The sequence below is a fragment of the Kitasatospora sp. NPDC091207 genome (assembly GCF_044768625.1).
GTDB lineage: Bacteria > Actinomycetota > Actinomycetes > Streptomycetales > Streptomycetaceae > Kitasatospora.
In genome coordinates this window covers 475305-493902 of record NZ_JBIVVS010000001.1, presented here as the reverse complement: position 1 = coordinate 493902, position 18598 = coordinate 475305, and the positions used below count along the sequence as shown (strand labels likewise).

General features: G+C 67.7%; 16 protein-coding genes. 6 read left to right on the top strand and 10 right to left on the bottom strand.

The genetic code is table 11. The annotated features are described in order from the left end of the window. Positions 1 to 22: 22 nt before the first annotated feature. The 8 genes from fabG to ACIQTO_RS02150 all read right to left on the bottom strand — a co-directional run bounded on the left by fabG (position 23) and on the right by ACIQTO_RS02150 (position 8028). Positions 23 to 808, bottom strand: a complete 786-nt coding sequence (gene fabG / locus ACIQTO_RS02185) for a 3-oxoacyl-ACP reductase FabG (protein ID WP_402381650.1) — start codon at positions 806 to 808, stop codon at positions 23 to 25. Positions 809 to 990: 182 nt separating this feature from the next. Further along, complete coding sequence (locus ACIQTO_RS02180) at positions 991 to 1260, bottom strand: acyl carrier protein (RefSeq protein WP_402381647.1); 270 nt, start codon at positions 1258 to 1260, stop codon at positions 991 to 993. Between the two features lie 199 nt (positions 1261 to 1459). Continuing rightward, positions 1460 to 2683 carry a ketosynthase chain-length factor gene (locus tag ACIQTO_RS02175; RefSeq protein WP_402381644.1) on the bottom strand — a complete coding sequence of 408 codons (1224 nt, stop codon included), beginning with the start codon at positions 2681 to 2683 and terminating at the stop codon, positions 1460 to 1462. Further along, a complete protein-coding gene (locus ACIQTO_RS02170; RefSeq protein WP_402381641.1) occupies positions 2680 to 3960 on the bottom strand; it encodes a beta-ketoacyl-[acyl-carrier-protein] synthase family protein in 1281 nt (426 codons plus the stop codon). The genes ACIQTO_RS02175 and ACIQTO_RS02170 overlap by 4 nt, the downstream gene beginning before the upstream one ends. Then, positions 3957 to 4283, bottom strand: a complete 327-nt coding sequence (locus tag ACIQTO_RS02165) for a TcmI family type II polyketide cyclase (protein WP_402381638.1) — start codon at positions 4281 to 4283, stop codon at positions 3957 to 3959. The genes ACIQTO_RS02170 and ACIQTO_RS02165 overlap by 4 nt, the downstream gene beginning before the upstream one ends. Before the next feature lie 19 nt (positions 4284 to 4302). Then, on the bottom strand, positions 4303 to 5784 hold the full coding sequence (locus tag ACIQTO_RS02160) for an FAD-dependent monooxygenase (RefSeq protein ID WP_402381635.1): 1482 nt from the start codon (positions 5782 to 5784) through the stop codon (positions 4303 to 4305). Between the two features lie 440 nt (positions 5785 to 6224). Next, the gene (locus ACIQTO_RS02155; RefSeq protein ID WP_402381632.1) at positions 6225 to 6860 is read right to left on the bottom strand and encodes a hypothetical protein; all 636 of its coding nucleotides are present in this window, start codon (positions 6858 to 6860) and stop codon (positions 6225 to 6227) included. Between the two features lie 409 nt (positions 6861 to 7269). Beyond that, entirely contained in the window at positions 7270 to 8028 is a 759-nt protein-coding gene (locus ACIQTO_RS02150) for a TetR/AcrR family transcriptional regulator (protein WP_402381629.1), read from the bottom strand. Positions 8029 to 8144: 116 nt separating this feature from the next. On the opposite strand from ACIQTO_RS02150, the gene ACIQTO_RS02145 reads away from it, so the two are divergent. From ACIQTO_RS02145 to ACIQTO_RS02120, 6 genes are all read left to right on the top strand, one after another. Next, a complete protein-coding gene (locus ACIQTO_RS02145) occupies positions 8145 to 8741 on the top strand; it encodes an NADPH-dependent FMN reductase (protein ID WP_402381626.1) in 597 nt (198 codons plus the stop codon). A 31-nt stretch (positions 8742 to 8772) separates the two neighbouring features. After that, positions 8773 to 10434, top strand: a complete 1662-nt coding sequence (locus ACIQTO_RS02140; protein WP_402381623.1) for an MDR family MFS transporter — start codon at positions 8773 to 8775, stop codon at positions 10432 to 10434. Next, complete coding sequence (locus ACIQTO_RS02135; protein WP_402381620.1) at positions 10434 to 11552, top strand: NADH:flavin oxidoreductase; 1119 nt, start codon at positions 10434 to 10436, stop codon at positions 11550 to 11552. The genes ACIQTO_RS02140 and ACIQTO_RS02135 overlap by 1 nt, the downstream gene beginning before the upstream one ends. 1198 nt (positions 11553 to 12750) lie before the next feature. Continuing rightward, positions 12751 to 13134 carry a hypothetical protein gene (locus ACIQTO_RS02130; RefSeq protein ID WP_402381617.1) on the top strand — a complete coding sequence of 128 codons (384 nt, stop codon included), beginning with the start codon at positions 12751 to 12753 and terminating at the stop codon, positions 13132 to 13134. A gap of 88 nt (positions 13135 to 13222) precedes the next feature. Continuing rightward, a complete protein-coding gene (locus ACIQTO_RS02125) occupies positions 13223 to 14680 on the top strand; it encodes an ATP-binding protein (RefSeq protein ID WP_402381616.1) in 1458 nt (485 codons plus the stop codon). After that, positions 14677 to 16653, top strand: coding sequence for a Druantia anti-phage system protein DruA (locus ACIQTO_RS02120; RefSeq protein ID WP_402381613.1), 1977 nt, complete (start codon positions 14677 to 14679; stop codon positions 16651 to 16653). The genes ACIQTO_RS02125 and ACIQTO_RS02120 overlap by 4 nt, the downstream gene beginning before the upstream one ends. Before the next feature lie 145 nt (positions 16654 to 16798). Here the strand turns inward: ACIQTO_RS02120 and ACIQTO_RS02115 are convergent, their stop codons facing one another. Then, the gene (locus ACIQTO_RS02115) at positions 16799 to 17995 is read right to left on the bottom strand and encodes a hypothetical protein (protein ID WP_402381611.1); all 1197 of its coding nucleotides are present in this window, start codon (positions 17993 to 17995) and stop codon (positions 16799 to 16801) included. Then, positions 17992 to 18558: a DUF4365 domain-containing protein gene (locus ACIQTO_RS02110; protein WP_402381609.1), complete on the bottom strand. Its 567-nt coding sequence runs from the start codon at positions 18556 to 18558 to the stop codon at positions 17992 to 17994. The genes ACIQTO_RS02115 and ACIQTO_RS02110 overlap by 4 nt, the downstream gene beginning before the upstream one ends. Between the last annotated feature and the right edge of the window lie 40 nt (positions 18559 to 18598).

The window sequence follows — 18598 nt, the reverse complement described above, 5'->3', positions numbered from 1 at the left end:
GGTCTTCTCTTCTCCGGGGGTGTCAGAAGTTGCCCAGGCCGCCGCAGACGTTCAGTGCCTGCGCGGTGATGGAGGCGGCGATGTCGGAGGCCAGGTAGCCGACCAGACCGGCGACCTCCTCGGGAGTGGAGTAACGGCCCAGCGGGATCTTCGCCTGGAACTTCTGGAGGATGGCCTCCTCGTCGGTGCTGTAGGCCGCCGCGTATCCCTGGCGCACGCGTTGCGCCATCGGCGTCTCGACGTAGCCGGGACATACCGCGTTCACGGTGATGCCCGTCGGAGCCAGCTCGTTGCCCAGCGCTTTGGTGAAGCCGACGACGCCGTGCTTCGAGGCCGAGTAGGGGGCGCCGAGAACCACACCCTGCTTCCCCGCGGTGGAGGCGATGTTGATGATCCGGCCGCGGTTCATGTGCCGCATGCCGCCGGCGGTGAGCACCTCCCGGGTCATCATGAAGACGCTGTTGAGGTTGGTGTTGATGACGTCGAGCCAGAGTTCGTCCGTGATGTCCGCGGTGACCCCACCACCGGACCGGCCCGCGTTGTTGACCAGCACGTCGATTCGGCCGAAGCGGTCGACCGCCCGCTGGACGAAGCGTTGGATGTCCGGTGCGGAGCGGACGTCGCACGAGGCGCCGTCCACGTCCAGCCCCTCGTCGGTCAGCTCCTTGATGGTCCGGGCCACGTTCTCCTCGGTACGGGCGCAGACGAACACGCGGTGGCCCTGGCGCGCCAGCAGCCTGGTCGACTCAAGGCCGATGCCGCTGGTCGCACCGGTGACGATGGCGACCTTCGGGTTCAGCTCCGTCATATGTCTCTCCTGAAGGCGTTGATGGGCAACGCACCGCCCCTGCCTCCGCCGCCACGAACGGGGTGCGCGGCGGCAGCGGCATGGGCGTACGGGTGGGTGAGTGGAGCAGGCGCACCGCCGGAACCCGTTGGGGCATCGACAGTCGATCGGCGAACCGGCGGTGCGCGATCAGGGGGCCGGCCTCAGACGATCCCGGCCGGGACCAACAGGGTGTTGACGACCTCGATCAGGGCACGGGGCGTCCTGGCGTCGATGAGTGCGCCGTCGTCCAGGGTCACGTCGAACTCGCGCTCGATGCGGCCACCGGTCTCCAGCATCGCCAGCGACTCGTAGCCCAGCGCGTCGAACTCCGTGTCGAGGATGTCGCCGTCGAGGTCGACGCCCTCGTCCGTGCCGGCTCCCTCGCGCAGGATGCGCTTGAGGTCGTCCAGGGTGAATGCCTGAGCAGACATAGCTGACTGTCCTCTTTCTTCTCGGTGGGGGTCTTCCACGGGTGGCCTTCCGCGGGCGGGAGACGACCCGGAAGCACTGAAAATCGAAGAGCCCGTGGCGGCCACCGGCACGCTCAAGGGCGGGCGACGGCGGGTTCCGGACTCCACCGGCCCGATGACGCGTGGCTGCCCGCCGCCGACGGGGCAAGGGCTCCGGGCGCTAGACGGCGGTGACCACCAGTGCGGAGTTGAAGCCGCCGTGACCGCGCGCGATCACCAGAGCGGAGCGCACCGTCGCGGTCCGCTCCCTCCCGACGACCAGGTCGAGGTCGTACGCGGCCACGGGAGTGACGCCGACGGACGGCGGGATGACCCCGTCACGGATGGTGAGCACCGCAGCGGCCACGTCCAGGGGCGCCGCACCCGAGTACAGGCGTCCGGTCATCGTCTTGGGCGCGGTGACCGGCACCGCCCGCGGACCGAAGACGCCGGCGATCGCCTCGGCTTCGATCCGGTCCAGTTCGGGGACCGCGGCCGCGTCGGCGAACACCACGTCGATCTCCTCCGGCGCCGTCCCCGCGTCGGCCAGGGCCAGCTCGATGGCCTTGCGCAGCCCCGGGGGCCGGCCGCTGCCGGGCCGGGGGTCCAGGGTGGCGCCGTACCCGGCGATCTCTCCGTACACCTGCCGGGCACCACGGGCACGTGCCCGTTCCAGGTCCTCCAGGACCAGCAGGGCCCCGCCTTCCCCGGGTACGTGCCCCCGGGCGGCGGCATCGAAGGGGAGGTAGGCCCGCTCCGGGTCGTCACTGGTGCTCAGCCGGTCGCCGGCCATCTGGGCCACCCAGCCCCACGGGCAGATGGACGCATCCACGCCCCCCGACATCACCAGCGCGGTGCCCTTCCGGATCTGACGTCGGGCCTGGGCGATCGCGTCGAGCCCTCCGGCCTGGTCGCTGACGACCACCCCGCTCGGGCCGCGCATGCCGTTGCGGATGGATATCTGGCCGCTGTTGACCGCGTAGAACCAGGCGAAGGACTGGTAGGCGCTGACATACCGGCTGCCCTTGCTCCACAGCGCCTGCAACTCCCGCTGGCCGAACTCGAACCCGCCCGACGAGCTGGCCGTGATCACGCCCATGTCGTACTCGGGCAGCTCGCCCGGGCTGGCACCGGCGTCGGCGAACGCCCAGTCGGCGCTCGCCAGAGCGATCTGGGTCATCCGATCAGTCTGCGGCAGCAGCCGCCCGGGCAGGTGGTCCTCGGCGATGAACCCGGCGATCTCGCCCGCCAGCCGGGCCGGGTACTGGGCGGGGTCGAACCGCGTGACCCGGCCGATGCCGCTGGTCCCCGTCCGGGTCGCCGCCCAGTACGCCTCCGTGCCGCAGCCGTTGGGCGCGGCCGGCCCCAGACCGGTGACGACGGCCCTGACCGTACCGTCCCTCATGCCGCGCTCCTTTCCGGGCGGGCCAGCACGATCGCGCTCTGGAACCCGCCGAAGCCACTGCCCACCGAGAGCACCGCGTCGGTCTTCCAGTCCCGGGCCGTCAACGGCACGTAGTCCAGGTCGCACTCGGGATCGGGCGTGTGCAGATTGGCAGTCGGTGGCACGACGCCGTTCTCCATCGCGAGCGCGCTGGCCGCGATCTCGATCGAGCCGATGGCACCCAGCGAGTGGCCGACCATCGACTTGATCGAGCTGACCGGCACCCGGTAGGCATGCTCGCCCAGGCTGCGCTTGAAGGCCGCCGTTTCGTGGCGGTCGTTCTGCTTGGTGCCCGAGCCGTGCGCGTTGACGTAGTCGATGTCGTCGGGATTGAGCCTGGCCTCGGCCAGGGCGACCCGGATCGCCTCGGCCATCTCCCGCCCGTCGGGGCGCAGGCCGGTCATGTGGAATGCGTTGCTGCGGGTGGCGTAACCGGCGATCTCGGCGTAGATGCGTGCTCCGCGGCGCCTGGCGCTGTGCAGCTCCTCCAGGACGAAGACGGCCGACCCTTCGCCCAGGACGAACCCGTTGCGGGTGCCGTCGAACGGGCGCGAGGCGTGCTCGGGGTCGTCGTTGCGCGGTGTCGTCGCCTTGATGGCGTCGAAGCACGCCACCGTGATCGGCGAGATGGGGGCATCCGCCGCGCCGGCCACCATGACGTCGGCCGATCCCTCGCGGATCAGCTCGGTGGCGTAGCCGACCGCGTCGATCCCCGAGGTGCAGCCGGTGGAGACCACGCTGGCGGGGCCCTCGGCGCCCACGGCCCACGCCACCTCCGCGGCGAAGGAGCTGGGCACCAGGTAGTTGTAGAGGTGCGGGACGGCGTAGTTGTGGTCGACGAGTTCGAGCCGTCCGCCGTCACTGACAGTCCGGTACTCCGCGTCCAGCCCCATCGTGGCACCGACCGCGCTGCCGATCGTCACGCCGGTGCGGTGCGGTTCGAGGGAGGTGAAGTTCAGCCCACTGTCGGCCACCGCCTCACGTGCCGTCACAACGGCGAACTGCGCCGCCCTGTCCATCCGCCGGATCTCCTGGGCGCTCAGCCCGAGGAGTTCGGCGTCGAAGTCGGCCTCCGCGGCGACCTGCGAACGGAACTGGCTCGCATCGAAGAAGCTGATGCGCCGGGTCGCGGTCCGACCGTCGGTCAGCAGGGACCAGAAGTTCTTGGCACCCACGCCGCCGGGAGCGGTGACCCCGATACCGGTGATGACGACCCGCCGGCCGGTCGGGCCGCTCACCGCGCTGTCCAGTGGTAGAAGCGCTGCGCCATGGCGTCGGCGGGAGAACGCCAGGTGGTCGGGTCGTAGGCACTGATGAACGGCTTGAGGTCCTGGCTGATGCCGACGAACCGGGGGTCCGTCTTGGCCCCCTCGATGCGCTCGCCGCCGTCCTCACCCTCGAAGTCCTGCAGATGGAAGTAGAGGCCGCGGTACGAGAAGAGCTGCCGGCGCCTGGTTCCCATCCGATGGGGCATCTCCGTGCCGTCGAACGCCTCGAAGAGGTGGGCGACCTCCGTGGCCGAGTGGGCTTCCATCCGAGCGACGATCAACGTGCTGTGCATCCACATCTCCTTGTCGGGACTAACGGTTTCGGGAGGGTCCGAACCAGCGCTCGAGTGCTGCGGGCAGGTCGTGGTGGCTGCCGGGCGCCGCCCAGGCCACGTGCCCGTCAGGACGTACGAGGGCGGCCGACGTCCCCACGACCGGACTGCCGGGCCGCAGGCCGTGCGGGGCGGCGGTCACGATGTCCACGCGATCGGACCAACCGGATGCCCTGCCGCGGAGGACGGCGTTGTCCTCCAGATCGAGCAGGACGCCTCGCCCCGCGCGCAGCTCCTCGGTGCTGCTGGTCTTTCGGGTACCGGTCACCAACTCCACGTGCGGCATGCGCAGACCCAGCAGGGGGTGGCTTCCGGCACCGACGTCGTAGCGGATCTCCAGACCGCTCACCATCCCGGCGAGGTGACGGCTGACCTCCTCGTACCTGATGAGTTCGGCCAGCACATCGCGCAACGGCTGCACCTCCTCGCCGCTGAGGAACAGCAGGCCCTGGGCCCTGGTGTTCATCATCAGCCGCTCCCCGACTGCGTGGCGCTCCAGGTGGTAGGTGTCGAGCAGTGATTCCGGGGCGGTGCGGTTGACGACGGCGGCCAGCTTCCAGCCCAGGTTGACCGCGTCCTGGATACCGGTGTTCATCCCCTGGCCGCCGGCCGGCAGATGGATGTGCGCGGAGTCCCCTGCCAGGATCACCCGGCCCCGGCGGTACTCGGTGACCAGCCGGGTCGCGTCGCCGAAGGCACTGACCCACTCGTGGTCGGCGTGCGAGATGTCGATGCCGGTGATCCGCTGCCAGGCCGCCGCGACCTCGGCGTACGTCGGTGGCTCGGAGCGCCTGCGGGGTGGGGTGCCGCGTTCGCAGACGATGATGCGGGTGACACCGCGGTCGCCGAGCGGACCGCACATGACCATGCCGCCGGGGAACGTCTCGCCGATGAGACGCGGTTCCAGGTCCACTCCCCTGATATCGGCCAGGTACATCTCCAGGGTGGCCGCGGTACCGGGGAAGTCGAAGCCGGCGGCCTTGCGCACCACGCTGCGGCCACCGTCACAGCCCACGAGGTACGACGCCGTCAGCCGGATCTCCTGGCCGCTCGGGCCGCGTACCCCGACCTCCACGTGGTCCCCGCAGTCGTCCAGGGTGACCAGCTCGTGGCCGCGCCGGAGATCGACCCCCAGCTCGTGGACCCACGCCTCGAGCATGGTCTCGGTGTCGGACTGCGGTACGGTCTTCGCCGCCTGGTGGATGCTGTCGAGCACCCCGAAGTCCACCGGCAGGCCGCCGAAGTGACCCGCGTTGCTGGTGCCGATGTCGCCGAAGCGGTGCAGCAGTCCGCGCTGGTCGAAGACCTCCATCGTCCGTGTGGTGAAGCCGAGCCCGCGGGACTCGCCGGTGCGCCGCGCCAGGCGATCCAGCAGGATGACGTCGACCCCCGCGAGTCGCAGTTCCCCCGCGAGCATGAGACCGGCCGGACCCGCTCCGGCGACGATGACTGATGCGTCCATGGATGTGTCCTCCGGGGACATCGAAATGGGACGGTACGCAAAAGCGGCGCACCGGAATCCGTCATCGGTGCGCCGCTGAAGAAGGAATTGATTCTGTCTTCGACAGGGGGGGTGAAGCTCTCTCTGGAGCCCCCTGCCGGTCGGTCGACACAGTGCTGAGGAAGTTAGTGAACAGCTTCTTCGAGGGCTCCGCAGATGTCAACGTCAGTTTTCCGACGCAATGACAGAGCCGAGTCAGAGAATGGTCAGACACCGCTCCTCGGATCGCAGGCCCCACCAGATCAGGGCACGGATGGGTGCCGGTCCGTCCGTGCACGCGGCCGGACCGAAAACACGGGTGGGCACGGCCTCCAGGCCGTGCCCACCCGTCGTCGCCGTGCCCGCCACCCGGCGGGCACCGCACGCGGCGCCTCCCGCGCAGTGCCGCTCCCGGCCGACCGTCAGCCCCGGCCGACGGCGCCTGCGCCGAGCGACCGGAGGACGTCCTCCTCGTGGTAGGAGACGCGGCCGTTGTCCGTACGGCGCCGCCACCGCTGTTGGCTGGCGTGGCGGTAGACGCTGCCGGAGGCGATTCCCCACAGCAGGGAGATGTCGCGGACCCCCAGCCACCGCACGGCCGACGTGAGGGGCAGGGGGCCGGCCGGCTCCGTCCGGGACACCGGCACGGCGCGGCTCGATCGCATCCACTCCTGCGCGGACCAGCGGTGCGAGGTGTCGGCGTCGCAGGCGACCTCCACCCCGGGGCGGGACCGGTCGCTCAGCACCGTGGCCGTCAGAGTGCCGCCGCAGTCCGCCTCCACACAGGTCCCGACGCGCAGGTGACGGCGCTGGGAGGGATCGATCACGTGCTGCGCCCGGCGTACCGCTCGCGCCACCTCCTCCGACAGCTCGCCCGCGGCCTCGTGGGCGACGAGCCACTCGCTGTGGCGTAGCAGGAACTCGGCGATACCGGCTGCCGTGTCCCGCGGGACGGCGAAGGCCCGTTCCCCGGCCACCAGCCCTGCCCAGGCCCGCAGCACGCCGAGGATCGTGGAGCGGGCCTCGGCTGCCGCGGTGTTGAAGGGCAGCCCCGGCAACGACCCGCCGGACGCACGGTCGCGTGGCCGATCGGACCCACCGAGGAGCAGACCGCAGTCGTCGTACAGTCGGGGCAACTGCAGCAGACCGCTCGTGAGGCGGAGGCGAGAGGCCGGACAGAACCTGGTCCCCGCCACCGCGAGCTGCCTGGGGCGCCCGGCCGCCTCGCCGCTGCGGCATGCGATGCCCTCGCACACCGCGAGATCCGTTGTCGCGTCGATCATCCGTGCCGTGCCGCTGGATTCGCGTGTCATATTTCCCGCCGTCTCGGAGGCGGCAAATCTATTTCGCGGATTCAGCGGCGGGCAAGGAAATGTCCGGCCTCTGTCGTTTCTCTGTAGTGGACATTCAGTCCATCTGATGAAGCTTTCCCGTGGATGTCGATCAGCGGGCGCGAAGCGCCCCGCATCACGCGTCGGTCGACGTGGAGTCGATGTTCAGCCGACAGGCGATGCCGTCGAGGACGCAATCGAGGCCGATCTCGAACTGCCATTGCAGATCGCCCTTGCGCGTGGCCTCGCCCAGGTAGCGCGTGTACATCGGATACCGGCCGGTCTTCACCAGCCAGGTCATCTGCGGAGCCAAGCCGGAGCGCGCCTCCTCGAAGCTGGACCAGCCCCGCGCCTGCAGCATCTGCGTCAGGCTGATCTCCGAGCTGACGGCGCCCCACGCGTAGGAGGTGACGGTGCTGTACACGGCCATGGCCGCGTCGGCGTCGAGATCGCCACCGGCGAGTGCGGCCAACGCCGCCTCAGGCACGGCGAGTTGGTTCGGGGTCGGCCCGCACCAGTTCACCCGGGTCATCCACTGGTGCCTCCGCCCCACCTCCAGGAGGCTCATGGCGAGCTCCCGCATGACCTTCCGCCAGTCGCACCGGCCGGTGGGAAGCTCCAGCTCGCCGTACACATGGTCGACCATCAGCTCCAGGAGTTCGTCCTTGGAGGAGACGTACCGGTACGCGGCCATCGGAGCGACACCCAGCGCCGAGGCCAGGCGCCGCATGGTGACGGCATCGAGGCCGTCGGCGTCGGCGATCGCCACCGCGGCCTCGGCGATCCGCCGTGGGTTCAACGGCGCGCGGGGCGCGGGCGCCGGGCGTTCCAACCGCTCCCACAGCGTGACGCCCACCTTCTCCTCGTCCTGCTCCGGCTTGTCCCGGTCGGTCATCAGGGACTCCTTTACTCCGCATTGTTGTATACAAGGTATCTAGAGTGGACGACGTACACACTGCTGTGTACATTGTACGACACAGACGTGGCAGCCATAACCTTGGAGACACTCCAATGACCGAACAGAACAGCCCCCTTCAGGTCGCGGTGATCATCGGCAGCACGAGGAACGGGAGGTTCGGCCCTGTCGTCGCCAACTGGCTGATCTCTCACATCTCGCAGCGCGAGGACATGACGGCGGACCTCGTCGACCTCGTGGAGACGCCCCTGCCGACGCAGTTCCCGGCCTTCGACAAGCCGCCGTCCGAGGAGGTCACCTCCCTGGTCGGCGCCGTGGCGCCCCGGCTCGCCGCGGCCGACGCGTTCGTCCTCGTCACCCCGGAGTACAACCACAGCTTTCCGGCTCCGCTGAAGAACATCATCGACTGGCACAACGAGCAGTGGCACGCCAAGCCGGTCGGCTTCGTGTCCTACGGGGGCCTCAGCGGAGGCCTGCGCGCCGTCGAGCAGCTGCGGGTCGTCCTCGCCGAGGTGCACGCCACCACGATTCGCAACACCGTCAGCTTCCACAACTACGGTCAGCTCTTCGACGCCGAGGGGCGGACGACCGATCCCGCGTCCGACGTCGCGGCCAAGGGCATGCTCGACCAGCTGGCCTGGTGGGGCGAGTCCCTGCGCGACGCCAAGCGCGTTCGCCCGTACACCGTCTGACGTCCCGTCACGCGCACCTCTGGGGGCAGCGATGAAAGACCAAGCGGCCGAGCCGGCCGAACCCGCCCACCAAGGCTTACCGCGCCTGGGCCTCTTCGGGCTGATGCTCGGCATCGTCCTGGCGACGCTCGACGGACAGATCGTCAGTACCGCGCTGCCCACGGTGGTGGGCGATCTCGGCGGCCTGAACCACTTCTCCTGGGTGGTGACGGCGTACCTGCTGGCGATGTCCGCCGCCACGCCGATCTGGGGAAAGATCGGCGACCTCTACAACCGCAAGGGCGCCTTCATGGCGTCCGTGGGGCTCTTCCTGGCCGGGTCGATCCTGTGCGGCCTGGCCCAGGACATGCCACAGCTCATCGCCTTCCGGGCACTCCAAGGTCTCGGCGCGGGCGGCCTGATGGTCGGGGCGCTCTCGGTCATCGGCGCCCTGGCCGCCCCCAACGAGCGGGGGCGCATCCAGTCGATGATCGGCGTGATGCTGCCGGTCGCCTTCGTCGGCGGGCCCCTGCTCGGCGGATTCATCACCGACTACCTGCACTGGCGCTGGGCGTTCTACGTGAACGTCCCCGTCGGCGCGATCGTGCTGCTGGCCGTCGCCCGGGGCGTGCACGTGAACAGCGAACGCACCAAGGGGCGGATCGACTATCTCGGCACGGCTCTGCTGACCACGGGCATCCTGGCCATCACCCTGGTGGGCACCTGGGCCGGCGGCACCTACGCCTGGCTGTCGCTCCAGATCCTCGGACTCGGCGCACTGGCCATCGCGTCCCTGGCCTGGTTCGTCCGCGTGGAACGGCGCGCGGAGGAGCCGATCACACCTCTCGGGCTGTTCCGCAACAGGGAGTTCACCCTTGCCCAGGTGATCAGCTTCCTGGTCGGCGCCGTCATGGTCGCCGTGCTCAACTACCTCCCGCAGTACATGCAGTTCGTCCAGGGCGCCTCGTCCACGGCCAGCGGCATGCTGATCCTGCCCATGATGATCGGCATGCTGGCGGCCCAGCTGGCCACCGGACGGATGCTGGACCGGGGTGGCCTCGACCGCATCCTGCCGATCGCGGGCAGCGCCGTCATGGTCCTGGGCGCGTTACTGCTGCTCCTGCTCGGTACGGACACCCCGGTCGCCCTCGCCTCGGGTCTCACCGCCGTCCTGGGGGTGGGCGTCGGCGTCCTGATGCAGAGCACCCTGCTGACCACGATGAACAACGCCCCGAAGCGCCACATGGGTGCCGCCACCGGGACGGTCACCCTCACCCGCACCATCGGCGGCTCCCTGGGAGTCGCCCTGCTCGGGGCCGTCCAGACCAGCCGCATGAGCGAGGTGCTGGCCGATCGGCTCGGTCCCGATGCCGAACAGAGCCTCACTTCCGGCGGCCAGTTCACCCCCGCGCTGCTGAAGGACATGGCCTCGACCGTCCGCGACGCCGTCCAGGAAGCCATCACCAGCGGTCTGCACGGGGTCGTCGTCAGCGCCTCCGCCCTGTCCGTCGTCGCCTTCGCCACGGCGTGGTTCGTGCGTGCGACCCCTGCCGTCGAGCCGACGGCCGACGGCTCCGGGAGCTCCGGAACCACCGCCAGCGGTGCGGACGGCACCGTGGAACGGGCCCCCGCTGCCCCGGGAACCCTGCGTGATCCGACTGACGAGCTGCGCCCCGAAGCCGGCCGCAGCCACCTACCGAAGGCGAATACCTGATGTCCGCACAATCTGCCGAACGCGCCCGGGACATACTGCTGCGTCCCTTCGCCTTGGGGAGCCTCGCGCTGCCCAACCGCGTCGTCATGGCACCCATGACGCGTGAGTGCTCCCCCGACGGCGTTCCCGGCAACGATGTCGCCCAGTACTACGCCCGTCGCGCGGCGGGCGGTGTCGGTCTGATCATCACCGAGGGAACGTACGTCGGTCACGCGTCGGCGGGCACCAGCGCCCGGGTCCCCCGGTTCCACGGCGACGAGGCGCTCGCGGGCTGGTCCGCGGTGGCGGACGAGGTCCACCGGGCGGGCGGCAGGATCGTTCCGCAGCTGTGGCACGTGGGCATGGACCGCGCCGCCGGCGCACCGCCGGTCCCCGGGGCCCCGCGAATCGGTCCCTCCGGAACCCCCCTCGACGATTCACCGCCGGGCACGTCGATGACCCGGACGGACATCGACGACGTGATCGGGGCCTTCGCCGCCGGCGCTTCGGCCGCCGAGGCGCTCGGATTCGACGGCGTCGAGATCCACGGCGCCCACGGCTACCTCATCGACCAGTTCCTCTGGGCCCACACGAACCGGCGCACCGACGCGTACGGCGGCGACACGGCCTCCCGCACCCGCTTCGCCGCCGACGTCGTCCGAGCCTGCCGGGAGGCCGTGTCCGAGGACTTCCCGATCCTCTTTCGCATGTCCCAGTGGAAGATGCACCACTACCAGGCGAAGATCGCCGAAACGCCCCAGGAGCTGGAGATCATCCTCGGGCTGCTGGCCGACGCGGGCGTCGACGCCTTCCACTGCTCCACCCGCCGCTTCCACCTCACCGAGTTCGAGGGCTCCGGCCTCAACCTCGCGGGATGGGCGAAGAAGCTCTCGGGCAAGCCCGCCATCAGCGTCGGCTCGGTCGGCCTCGACAACGAATTCCTCCAGGTCTTCCAGGGCCAGCAGGGCAGCGTCACCGGCATCGACGGGCTGCTGGACCGCATGGAGCGCGACGAGTTCGACCTGGCGGCGGTCGGTCGCGCGCTCCTGGGCGACCCCGACTGGCTGGCCAAGGTCCTGAGTGACCGTTCGGACGAGCTCAAGCCCTTCCACGTGGGCCTACTGGGCACGCTGCACTGACCTCCCGGAGGACCGGAACGCTCCGGCGCAAGCAGCCCCTCCCCCCACGGGGAGGGGCTGCTCAGGCACTGCTGCCCGACCCGCTCCAACCGAGCACGCGCCAAACCACCAGGTCGCGCTCGCAGCTCGACCCTCCCAGGCCCGGAGGCTCTTCCACACCTGCCGGTACGCCGAACCCGACGGCTCCGAAGCCTGGGTCAACGTCAGTCGGTGCTGTGGGAACACCGGCAGGCGGAGGCGCCGGCGCCGGCCGGGCGAACGGCCAACCCGCCCTGGCCGCGGCAAAGGCAAAAGCCCCAGGTCACGGCGAGTGAGTCCTGGGGCTTTCACGGAGCCGCCTATGGGATTCGAACCCATGACCTACGCATTACGAGCCCGGGAGTGATCATGCTGACTGCTGCCGCTATAGATCACTTGGTGATGAACCCGCAGGTCAGAGCGTTGCGCCGTGATCCACGATCCAGCCCGAACCGGCACATGCTGCCCCATCCGCTCACGCATCGCTCACGCAGAAACGCCCGCGTCCGAGGCACGCACCTTGAATTGAGCTTCATTGGCAGCAGACCGTCGGCGGGCCACCCTTCCCCCTGTCGCCCATTACCCCGACCGCGGGACCCCCACAAGCCACTCCGGCCGGTGAACGGGCGGGAGAACGCCCTCGGCGTCGCTGGTCAGGCTCGCACCCTGGTTGCCGAGAACGTCAACGACACCGCCCTCGGCGTACTGGCCGTCTGCTGCGACGACATCGTCGCCTGCTACGAGGCCGAGGGGCAGCCCTCCCTCACCCCCACCGCGCGCCGCAGACCTCGGGGCTTACTCGCTTACATGTCCGTCGACGCCGGACGGCTGCCAGTCGCCCGCACCAACAGCCAGGAAGCCCTCCCGCTCGCCGCCGCCATCGACGCCAGCGACCTGACCGCCTGGACCCGCGGCACCCAGTCCTGGAGGCCTACTACGCCGGCCGCTACCTGGACGCCCGCGACTACGCCCTGCCCGGCGGCGCCGACCCCACCCGCGACTTCGCTCCCCCACTCCCTCCCGGGTCCTCTGGTGCAGCAACGCCCCGAGCCAGATGGCATCCACCGGAAGGAGACGCATCACCGACCACTCCCTGCGAAAGCAAACAGCGAGCCTGAATCTTCACCATTTGTCACAGAGGGTTGCGCACACGTCCCCCGGCTTCAGCCATGATGCTCACATGGCTACCATCCAGTCCGCAGCGGAGATCAACCCCCTCTTGGCGCACCTCAAGGGGCGGACAATCACAGCGCTGCAGGTGCTCGGCATCAACTCGTTGAAGTCCGTTTCACCGCCGCCAGAAGCACTCGCTGGTGAAGTTGTAACGGCGGTCGAGATCGTCGAGCGAACCATCAACATCAACACTGCCGGCCACCTCATCACGTTCGATCTTCAGCGGACCGGTCGTGTCATCCTGCACGAGGCCGCGGAACCATTTCGTCTGGTGGCCGGGACCGCCCGTCCCACCGTGCGCCTCCTCATGGACGACGGATCGGGCCTGGATCTCACCGAGCCCGCGAAGACGAAGCGGATCACGGCCACGATCTCAGCCCAGCCTGAATGATCTGCGCCGCATCGAAACGATCAACTTCCCAGGCGGCATCGGTGCAGCTACTCTCGACGCAGGGATCGAGCACGTCATCGGGAGAGCCATGGCCCAGCAGAACCACCGCAAGGACGACCTCCTGGTCTCCTACAACTTCATCCGTGCAGTCCGAGAGTCGGGCTACGTCAGCCTCTCGACGGCCCTCGCTGAACTCGTCGACAACTCCCTGCAGGCGGCCGCCACGGTGATCTCAGTCACAATCACGCGTCCCGTGGCTGGCGGATTCCCGGAGATCCGGGTCGAGGACAACGGGGTGGGCATGTCGCGCGCAGAACTCGAGGCGTGCCTACGGTTCGGCGGTTCGTCCCGTTTCGACGAGCGGAAGTCGTTCGGCCGGTTCGGAATGGGCCTGCCTGCCGCGTCCCTTAGCCAGGCTCGGCGAGTCGAGGTGACCTCGTGGCAAGGCAACAAGGCCGCTCACCAGGTCTGCTTGGATGTTGATGCGATCGTCGCCGGCGCTCCGGTCGACCTTCGTGCTCGCCGCCGGAGCGGTGACACCACGGGGTCAGGCTGCCTTGTAGTCTGGCAGAACTGTGACCGCATCGAGTACAAGCGTCTCGCTTGGCTCGAGCGCGCCTTGCGCCGCGACCTGGGTCGCATGTATCGAAGGTTCCTCAGCAACGGCGATGTCACCTTGAGTATCAACGGGAAGCAAGTCGACCCGGTCGACCCCCTGCTCCTCACAGCCAATATCGAGGGTCACAGCGCACGCATGGCCTTCGAGCCGCTCCGCTACGAACTCGCATCATCTTCAGGCGAAACGGCCTTCGTCACAGTTCGGTTCGCCATGCTTCCAGTTCATCACTGGCACCACCTCGACAACATGACCAAGCGACGTGTCGGCATCGTGGGCGGCGCTGGTGTCTCGATCCTCCGCGCTGGCCGCGAGATCGCAAGCGGCTGGCACCTCATGGGCGGGAAGCGAAAGGAGAACTATGACGACTGGTGGCGCTGCGAGATCGAGTTCGACCCTGTGCTCGATGAGCACTTCGGCATCACCATCAACAAGCAAGGCGTGCGGCCCTCCCAGGTGCTCCAAGAAGCACTCGCGCCGGAGTTGGAGTCGATTGCCCGACTGTTGAACTCGCGTGCACGTCAGGCCTTCGAGGAGGTCAAGTTCCGAGCGGCGACGGAGACGTCGTGCCGGATTGCCGAGGCCGCTGATCTCGACCTGCCCGTGATCCGGAGGACAGGGAGGGGTTCAGGCTCTTTGTCCTACCGGATTGGATCACAGCAACTCCCAGCCGGGACCATGTTCACCTCGGCCTTGAAGCGGCGCACGCTCGACGTGACGCTGAACGTTGATCATCCTGCTTTTGCAGCGCTCTACCACCCGCTGCAGACACTGAGCGACGAGGCGGCAGGAGAACTGCGCGTCGCCCTCGAACTCTTCCTCTTGTCGTTCGCTCGCACGACGACGCTCCTGGGCCGGGATGGCCAGAACTGCGATACTCTCCTGCAACTTTGGAGCAGGACCTACGGACGGATGCTCCAGAAGTCATGAAAGAAAAGGCCGCACTCCTTACCCTCAGCCTGCCGACCGACGCCTCTCGCCAGGAACACCAAGGCTTCGCCCGCCTCTGCGCCCTGCTGGAGAGCGTTGCGGCCGACGGCAAGGACGTGGGTGACCATGAGCGCTGGATCCGAGCCGCCAAGATCACCAAGCTCTATGAGCAGCCTATGCTCGCGGCGGCCGCTCACTGCGTCATCGATCTCGTGGACCAGGGCTGGACGGTCAAGGTGGAGAGGTCCAAGGCAGTTTTCGCTCCCCCGTCAGCACATGTTGACCGCGCGAAGGAGAAGGCCCGGATCCGGCGCCAGGAACTTCTCCGTCGAGATGAACAGCTCAGCAGAAGTAGCGTTCGACGATTCGTCGAGGGGATGGAGCGCGCGCACGAGCACGGCGACCGGCTGGTCTCCGTTTTCAACTTGATGCGAGACGGCCGGGAGTTGGCAGACGCCCTTCAGGGCGCGGCTACAGCCGCGGACGCCATCAAGCCCTACGTGCAGGTCGTCGATTCCTCTACGTGTGAACGAACCGGATTCAAGCTCCATGACATCTGGCGCTACTTCCGGCACACGTGGTCTAACGCCTATGCCACCGTCCCCGGGCGCTCAATGCCGATCTTGATCCGTGACGCGGCCACCGAATTTCATACAGTGATCGGTCTGGCGGCGATCTCCAGCCCGATCGTCCAGATTGCCGAGCGCGACCATTGGATGGGTTGGGAAACCGATCAGTTCCTTGAGCACCTGCGCACTGAGCCCACGGACGATGGCGCTTCATGGCTAGCTCAACGGATTGAGGCTCAGCGAAGTGAGATCTACCTCGACGACCTCCTGCGTGACGGGGTCCTCCAACCCACTGACCTGGTAGCACCAGGCCCCGAGGCCGTTAAGCGGCTGCGGGATGATGCTGAGCGGCACCGTCAGAGGCATCACCAGACAACCACGATCCGTGAGGTCCGCAATATCGGACGCAATGCGTGGGTGGAGCGCGCCAAATCAGACCTGTTTCGGAGCAAGCGCTCGGCAGCCCTCGCAGATGCGCTGGAAATCGAGACCCTGCTGGGGGCCTACCTGTCCCCGCCCACCGCCGAAGGGCTCGCTAAGGCCTTCTCGGATCCGAAGGCGCGTACGCAGATGCGTCGTGTGGTCCGTCGCGCACGAGGAGAGCGAGTTGGCACTGTCATCGCCGACCTCACGGTCTGTGGCGCCGTGGCACCGTACAGCGCACTGGCCGCCGGCAAACTGGTAGGAGCGTTGGCCGTCTCACCCCCTGTGATCGCGGCATACCGCGAGAAGTACGCGCGACCGAGTGAGATCGCATCCGCGATGGCAGGCCGTCCGATCATGCGCGAGGCTCGTCTCTCCTTTGTTGGAACCACGTCTCTCTACGGCACCGGCTCGAGTCAGTACAACCGGCTGTTCTGGCCGGCCGAGGTCATGGGGGGCGACAGCACTACCCGGATGGGCTTCCACGAACTCGGACGTTCCCGCTCGTTCGGAACCTCCCACTTCTCCGAGGAGACCGTCGACGCCCTAACCCGGCTGCCGGCGCTGCGCGGCTCGCTCGTCCGCGTGAACAGCCTCTTCGGCGAGGGCGTCAGTCCTCGTCTGCGTAAGGTGCGGCTGGGGCTCGCGGCACTCGGATGGCCGGCCAACGAACTCCTCCGGCACGGCCGGGAACGCATCCTCTACGGTGTTCCGCTGGTCGAGAACCTCCGCGACTACTCACTCGGCCTCGACGGAGAACCGCAGTACCTGCTGGATCCAGAACTCCCGGATGCTGACGCCAAGGTCGCCGAATGGTGGCTCGAACGCTGGTGTCGGCCACGCGCACGACGCAAGGAAGTCGTTGAGTCCATGCGCGCTCACCGGTTGGTCCGTCCAGTTGAGCACGGTGCCCGCGTGCCGCTCCCCCACAGAGACGTAGAACTGCCCGTCGGCGAGGGGATGCTCCCTCTCGCCGACTAGCTTGCGTCCACGCAGTTGCCGGCGCATCGCCCTCGTCGCTGGCTGTCGCACCCGAACTTCCAATAGTGCGGCAACCAGCGGCCAGCGAGCATCGGTGTGCTGAGGGCATCGATCGGGAACCGTTCGGGCAATGCGCGCGCCAGCCCTAGGCTTCTCCCAAGTCCGGAGCTGAAGACCCTGAGATGTGACGCAGGAAACTCGAATCGACCACGATGTCGCCCGTCAGGCGCCAAGCACGGCGCTCGTATGACAAGTCCCCGGTGACTGTGAAGGGGAGTTGACGCTTGTACGACATGATGGCCCAGCCGTGGTCGTCCCCTGCAAGAGGAACCTGAACCCGCAGAGCCCTGCCATTCACCTCCGCCGCGATGGTGACGATCGCCGTCTCTTCGCCGCTAGGCGTGGATTCGTCTCGTGCCAGGGACTTAACGAGTCCCACCAGCGTTTCGCGGCGGACGGGCTCATCCCTCCGGATGAGTTGCTCCCGGATATGCGGGAATTCGACAATCAAGTCCCGGTCGAACGAAATCGTTGCCAGCCCGACGTCCGGCCTTCGTTCTGCAGCAGCCCACTCAAAGGACAAATCCAGTGATTGCAGATTTTCCGGCGCCGACAAGTCTTCGAGCGACTCGATGAGGCCCACGCTGAGCCCCAAACCGCCCGGAGAGATGAGGGATTGATGCCCCCCAGCTTGCGCCAACAGTCTTGTGGCCTCCAGGCCTCTGGCTAGGGTCTCCATTACTCGCCGCGGGAAGGTGGTGGTCAGCCGCTCGGGGCCATTCGCCGACTGGGAATCGGCGTCGCCCAGGCGCGTCACCACGGTGAAGACAAAGCTGCCCCGCTTAGTGTGGCCGAGCCGTACAGCTTCCTCCAGGAACTCTCCCACCGCTTGCGGGCGGCGCCCCTTGTGCGAGTGGTTGGGGTCCGCGGCTGTCGTGGCCGATGCCTTCATCATCTTGTGGATCCCCTGCAGGGTCCTTTCGGCCTGTTTGAAGGGGATCGTGCCGTCGGTCATGCGCTGGTCGAGGCGGACGAAGAACAGGTCGGCGCGCGTGGCCAGGACATGCTCGAGAAGTTGACCTGCATCCCAGTCGTGGATGTGCCCCAGCGATTCCAGTGCATCGATGAAACGCGGCGTGAAGTCGGCGAAATCCGTAGCCAAAGGGATCATGACCCGCGGCGCTGCCAGAAGTGGACCATCCGAGCGGTAGCGCCAGACTTCGCGGACTTTCGACTGACGCTGTTCCAGTTCCCAATCTTGGGAAGCGAGAAACTGAGACACTGCAGCCGGAGTCAGCGAGGATGCGATCTCACGGTACGCGTCAAATGCCGTCCGACTCACCTCTGCTCTTCCTCTGCATCGCCAATGGACTTCATGATGCCCTGGAGCTGATCGCCCGTGAACAGATTCCGACGCGGCAGATGGACAGTGTGGTAGTCCTTGATTGGTCCGTCATATCGGAGGTTCTCGGCGGATTCCCAGAACATGCGGCTACGCGTGAAAAGTCCCCATTCATTCACATCGATCCATGGCTCCGGATCGCGAGGTATCAGGAGCACGCCGAGGTACGCCGGAATGTACCGCTTGCTGCGCGTCAGTTTCCGAAAGGGCTTCGCCTTCATCCGCCAAGTCATACTGTCGTCTTTGAGTAGACTTTCTTGGTAGGTGCACTTCAACTGAAGCTCGAATTGAGGACCGTAGTAGCCACGGTACTCCGTCGACGAGACGATCGTAATGTCGACGCCTTCGTAGTCGGTCTCGTGAGGCTTGATAGAGCATCCGGCCGCATAGGCGATCATCCGCGTGAACGAAACGCTGAAGTGTTCCTGTAGTGCGGTGATGGGCACCTGGCCTTCCGCAAGGTCGTCTTCACCCATCTTGTCTTCGCTGCCGTCTGTTGACATATACCCCCTCCTGGCTTCTCCTGACGGCGGTCCGCCACTG

Excerpts from the sequence above, each read along its gene's own strand:
- fabG (WP_402381650.1), bottom strand. The coding sequence starts at position 808 with ATGACGGAGCTGAACCCGAAGGTCGCCATCGTCACCGGTGCGACCAGC.
- ACIQTO_RS02180 (WP_402381647.1), bottom strand. The coding sequence starts at position 1,260 with ATGTCTGCTCAGGCATTCACCCTGGACGACCTCAAGCGCATCCTGCGC.
- ACIQTO_RS02175 (WP_402381644.1), bottom strand. The coding sequence starts at position 2,683 with ATGAGGGACGGTACGGTCAGGGCCGTCGTCACCGGTCTGGGGCCGGCC.
- ACIQTO_RS02165 (WP_402381638.1), bottom strand. The coding sequence starts at position 4,283 with ATGCACAGCACGTTGATCGTCGCTCGGATGGAAGCCCACTCGGCCACG.
- ACIQTO_RS02160 (WP_402381635.1), bottom strand. The coding sequence starts at position 5,784 with ATGGACGCATCAGTCATCGTCGCCGGAGCGGGTCCGGCCGGTCTCATG.
- ACIQTO_RS02150 (WP_402381629.1), bottom strand. The coding sequence starts at position 8,028 with ATGACCGACCGGGACAAGCCGGAGCAGGACGAGGAGAAGGTGGGCGTC.
- ACIQTO_RS02145 (WP_402381626.1), top strand. The coding sequence starts at position 8,145 with ATGACCGAACAGAACAGCCCCCTTCAGGTCGCGGTGATCATCGGCAGC.
- ACIQTO_RS02140 (WP_402381623.1), top strand. The coding sequence starts at position 8,773 with ATGAAAGACCAAGCGGCCGAGCCGGCCGAACCCGCCCACCAAGGCTTA.
- ACIQTO_RS02135 (WP_402381620.1), top strand. The coding sequence starts at position 10,434 with ATGTCCGCACAATCTGCCGAACGCGCCCGGGACATACTGCTGCGTCCC.
- ACIQTO_RS02130 (WP_402381617.1), top strand. The coding sequence starts at position 12,751 with ATGGCTACCATCCAGTCCGCAGCGGAGATCAACCCCCTCTTGGCGCAC.
- ACIQTO_RS02125 (WP_402381616.1), top strand. The coding sequence starts at position 13,223 with ATGGCCCAGCAGAACCACCGCAAGGACGACCTCCTGGTCTCCTACAAC.
- ACIQTO_RS02120 (WP_402381613.1), top strand. The coding sequence starts at position 14,677 with ATGAAAGAAAAGGCCGCACTCCTTACCCTCAGCCTGCCGACCGACGCC.
- ACIQTO_RS02110 (WP_402381609.1), bottom strand. The coding sequence starts at position 18,558 with ATGTCAACAGACGGCAGCGAAGACAAGATGGGTGAAGACGACCTTGCG.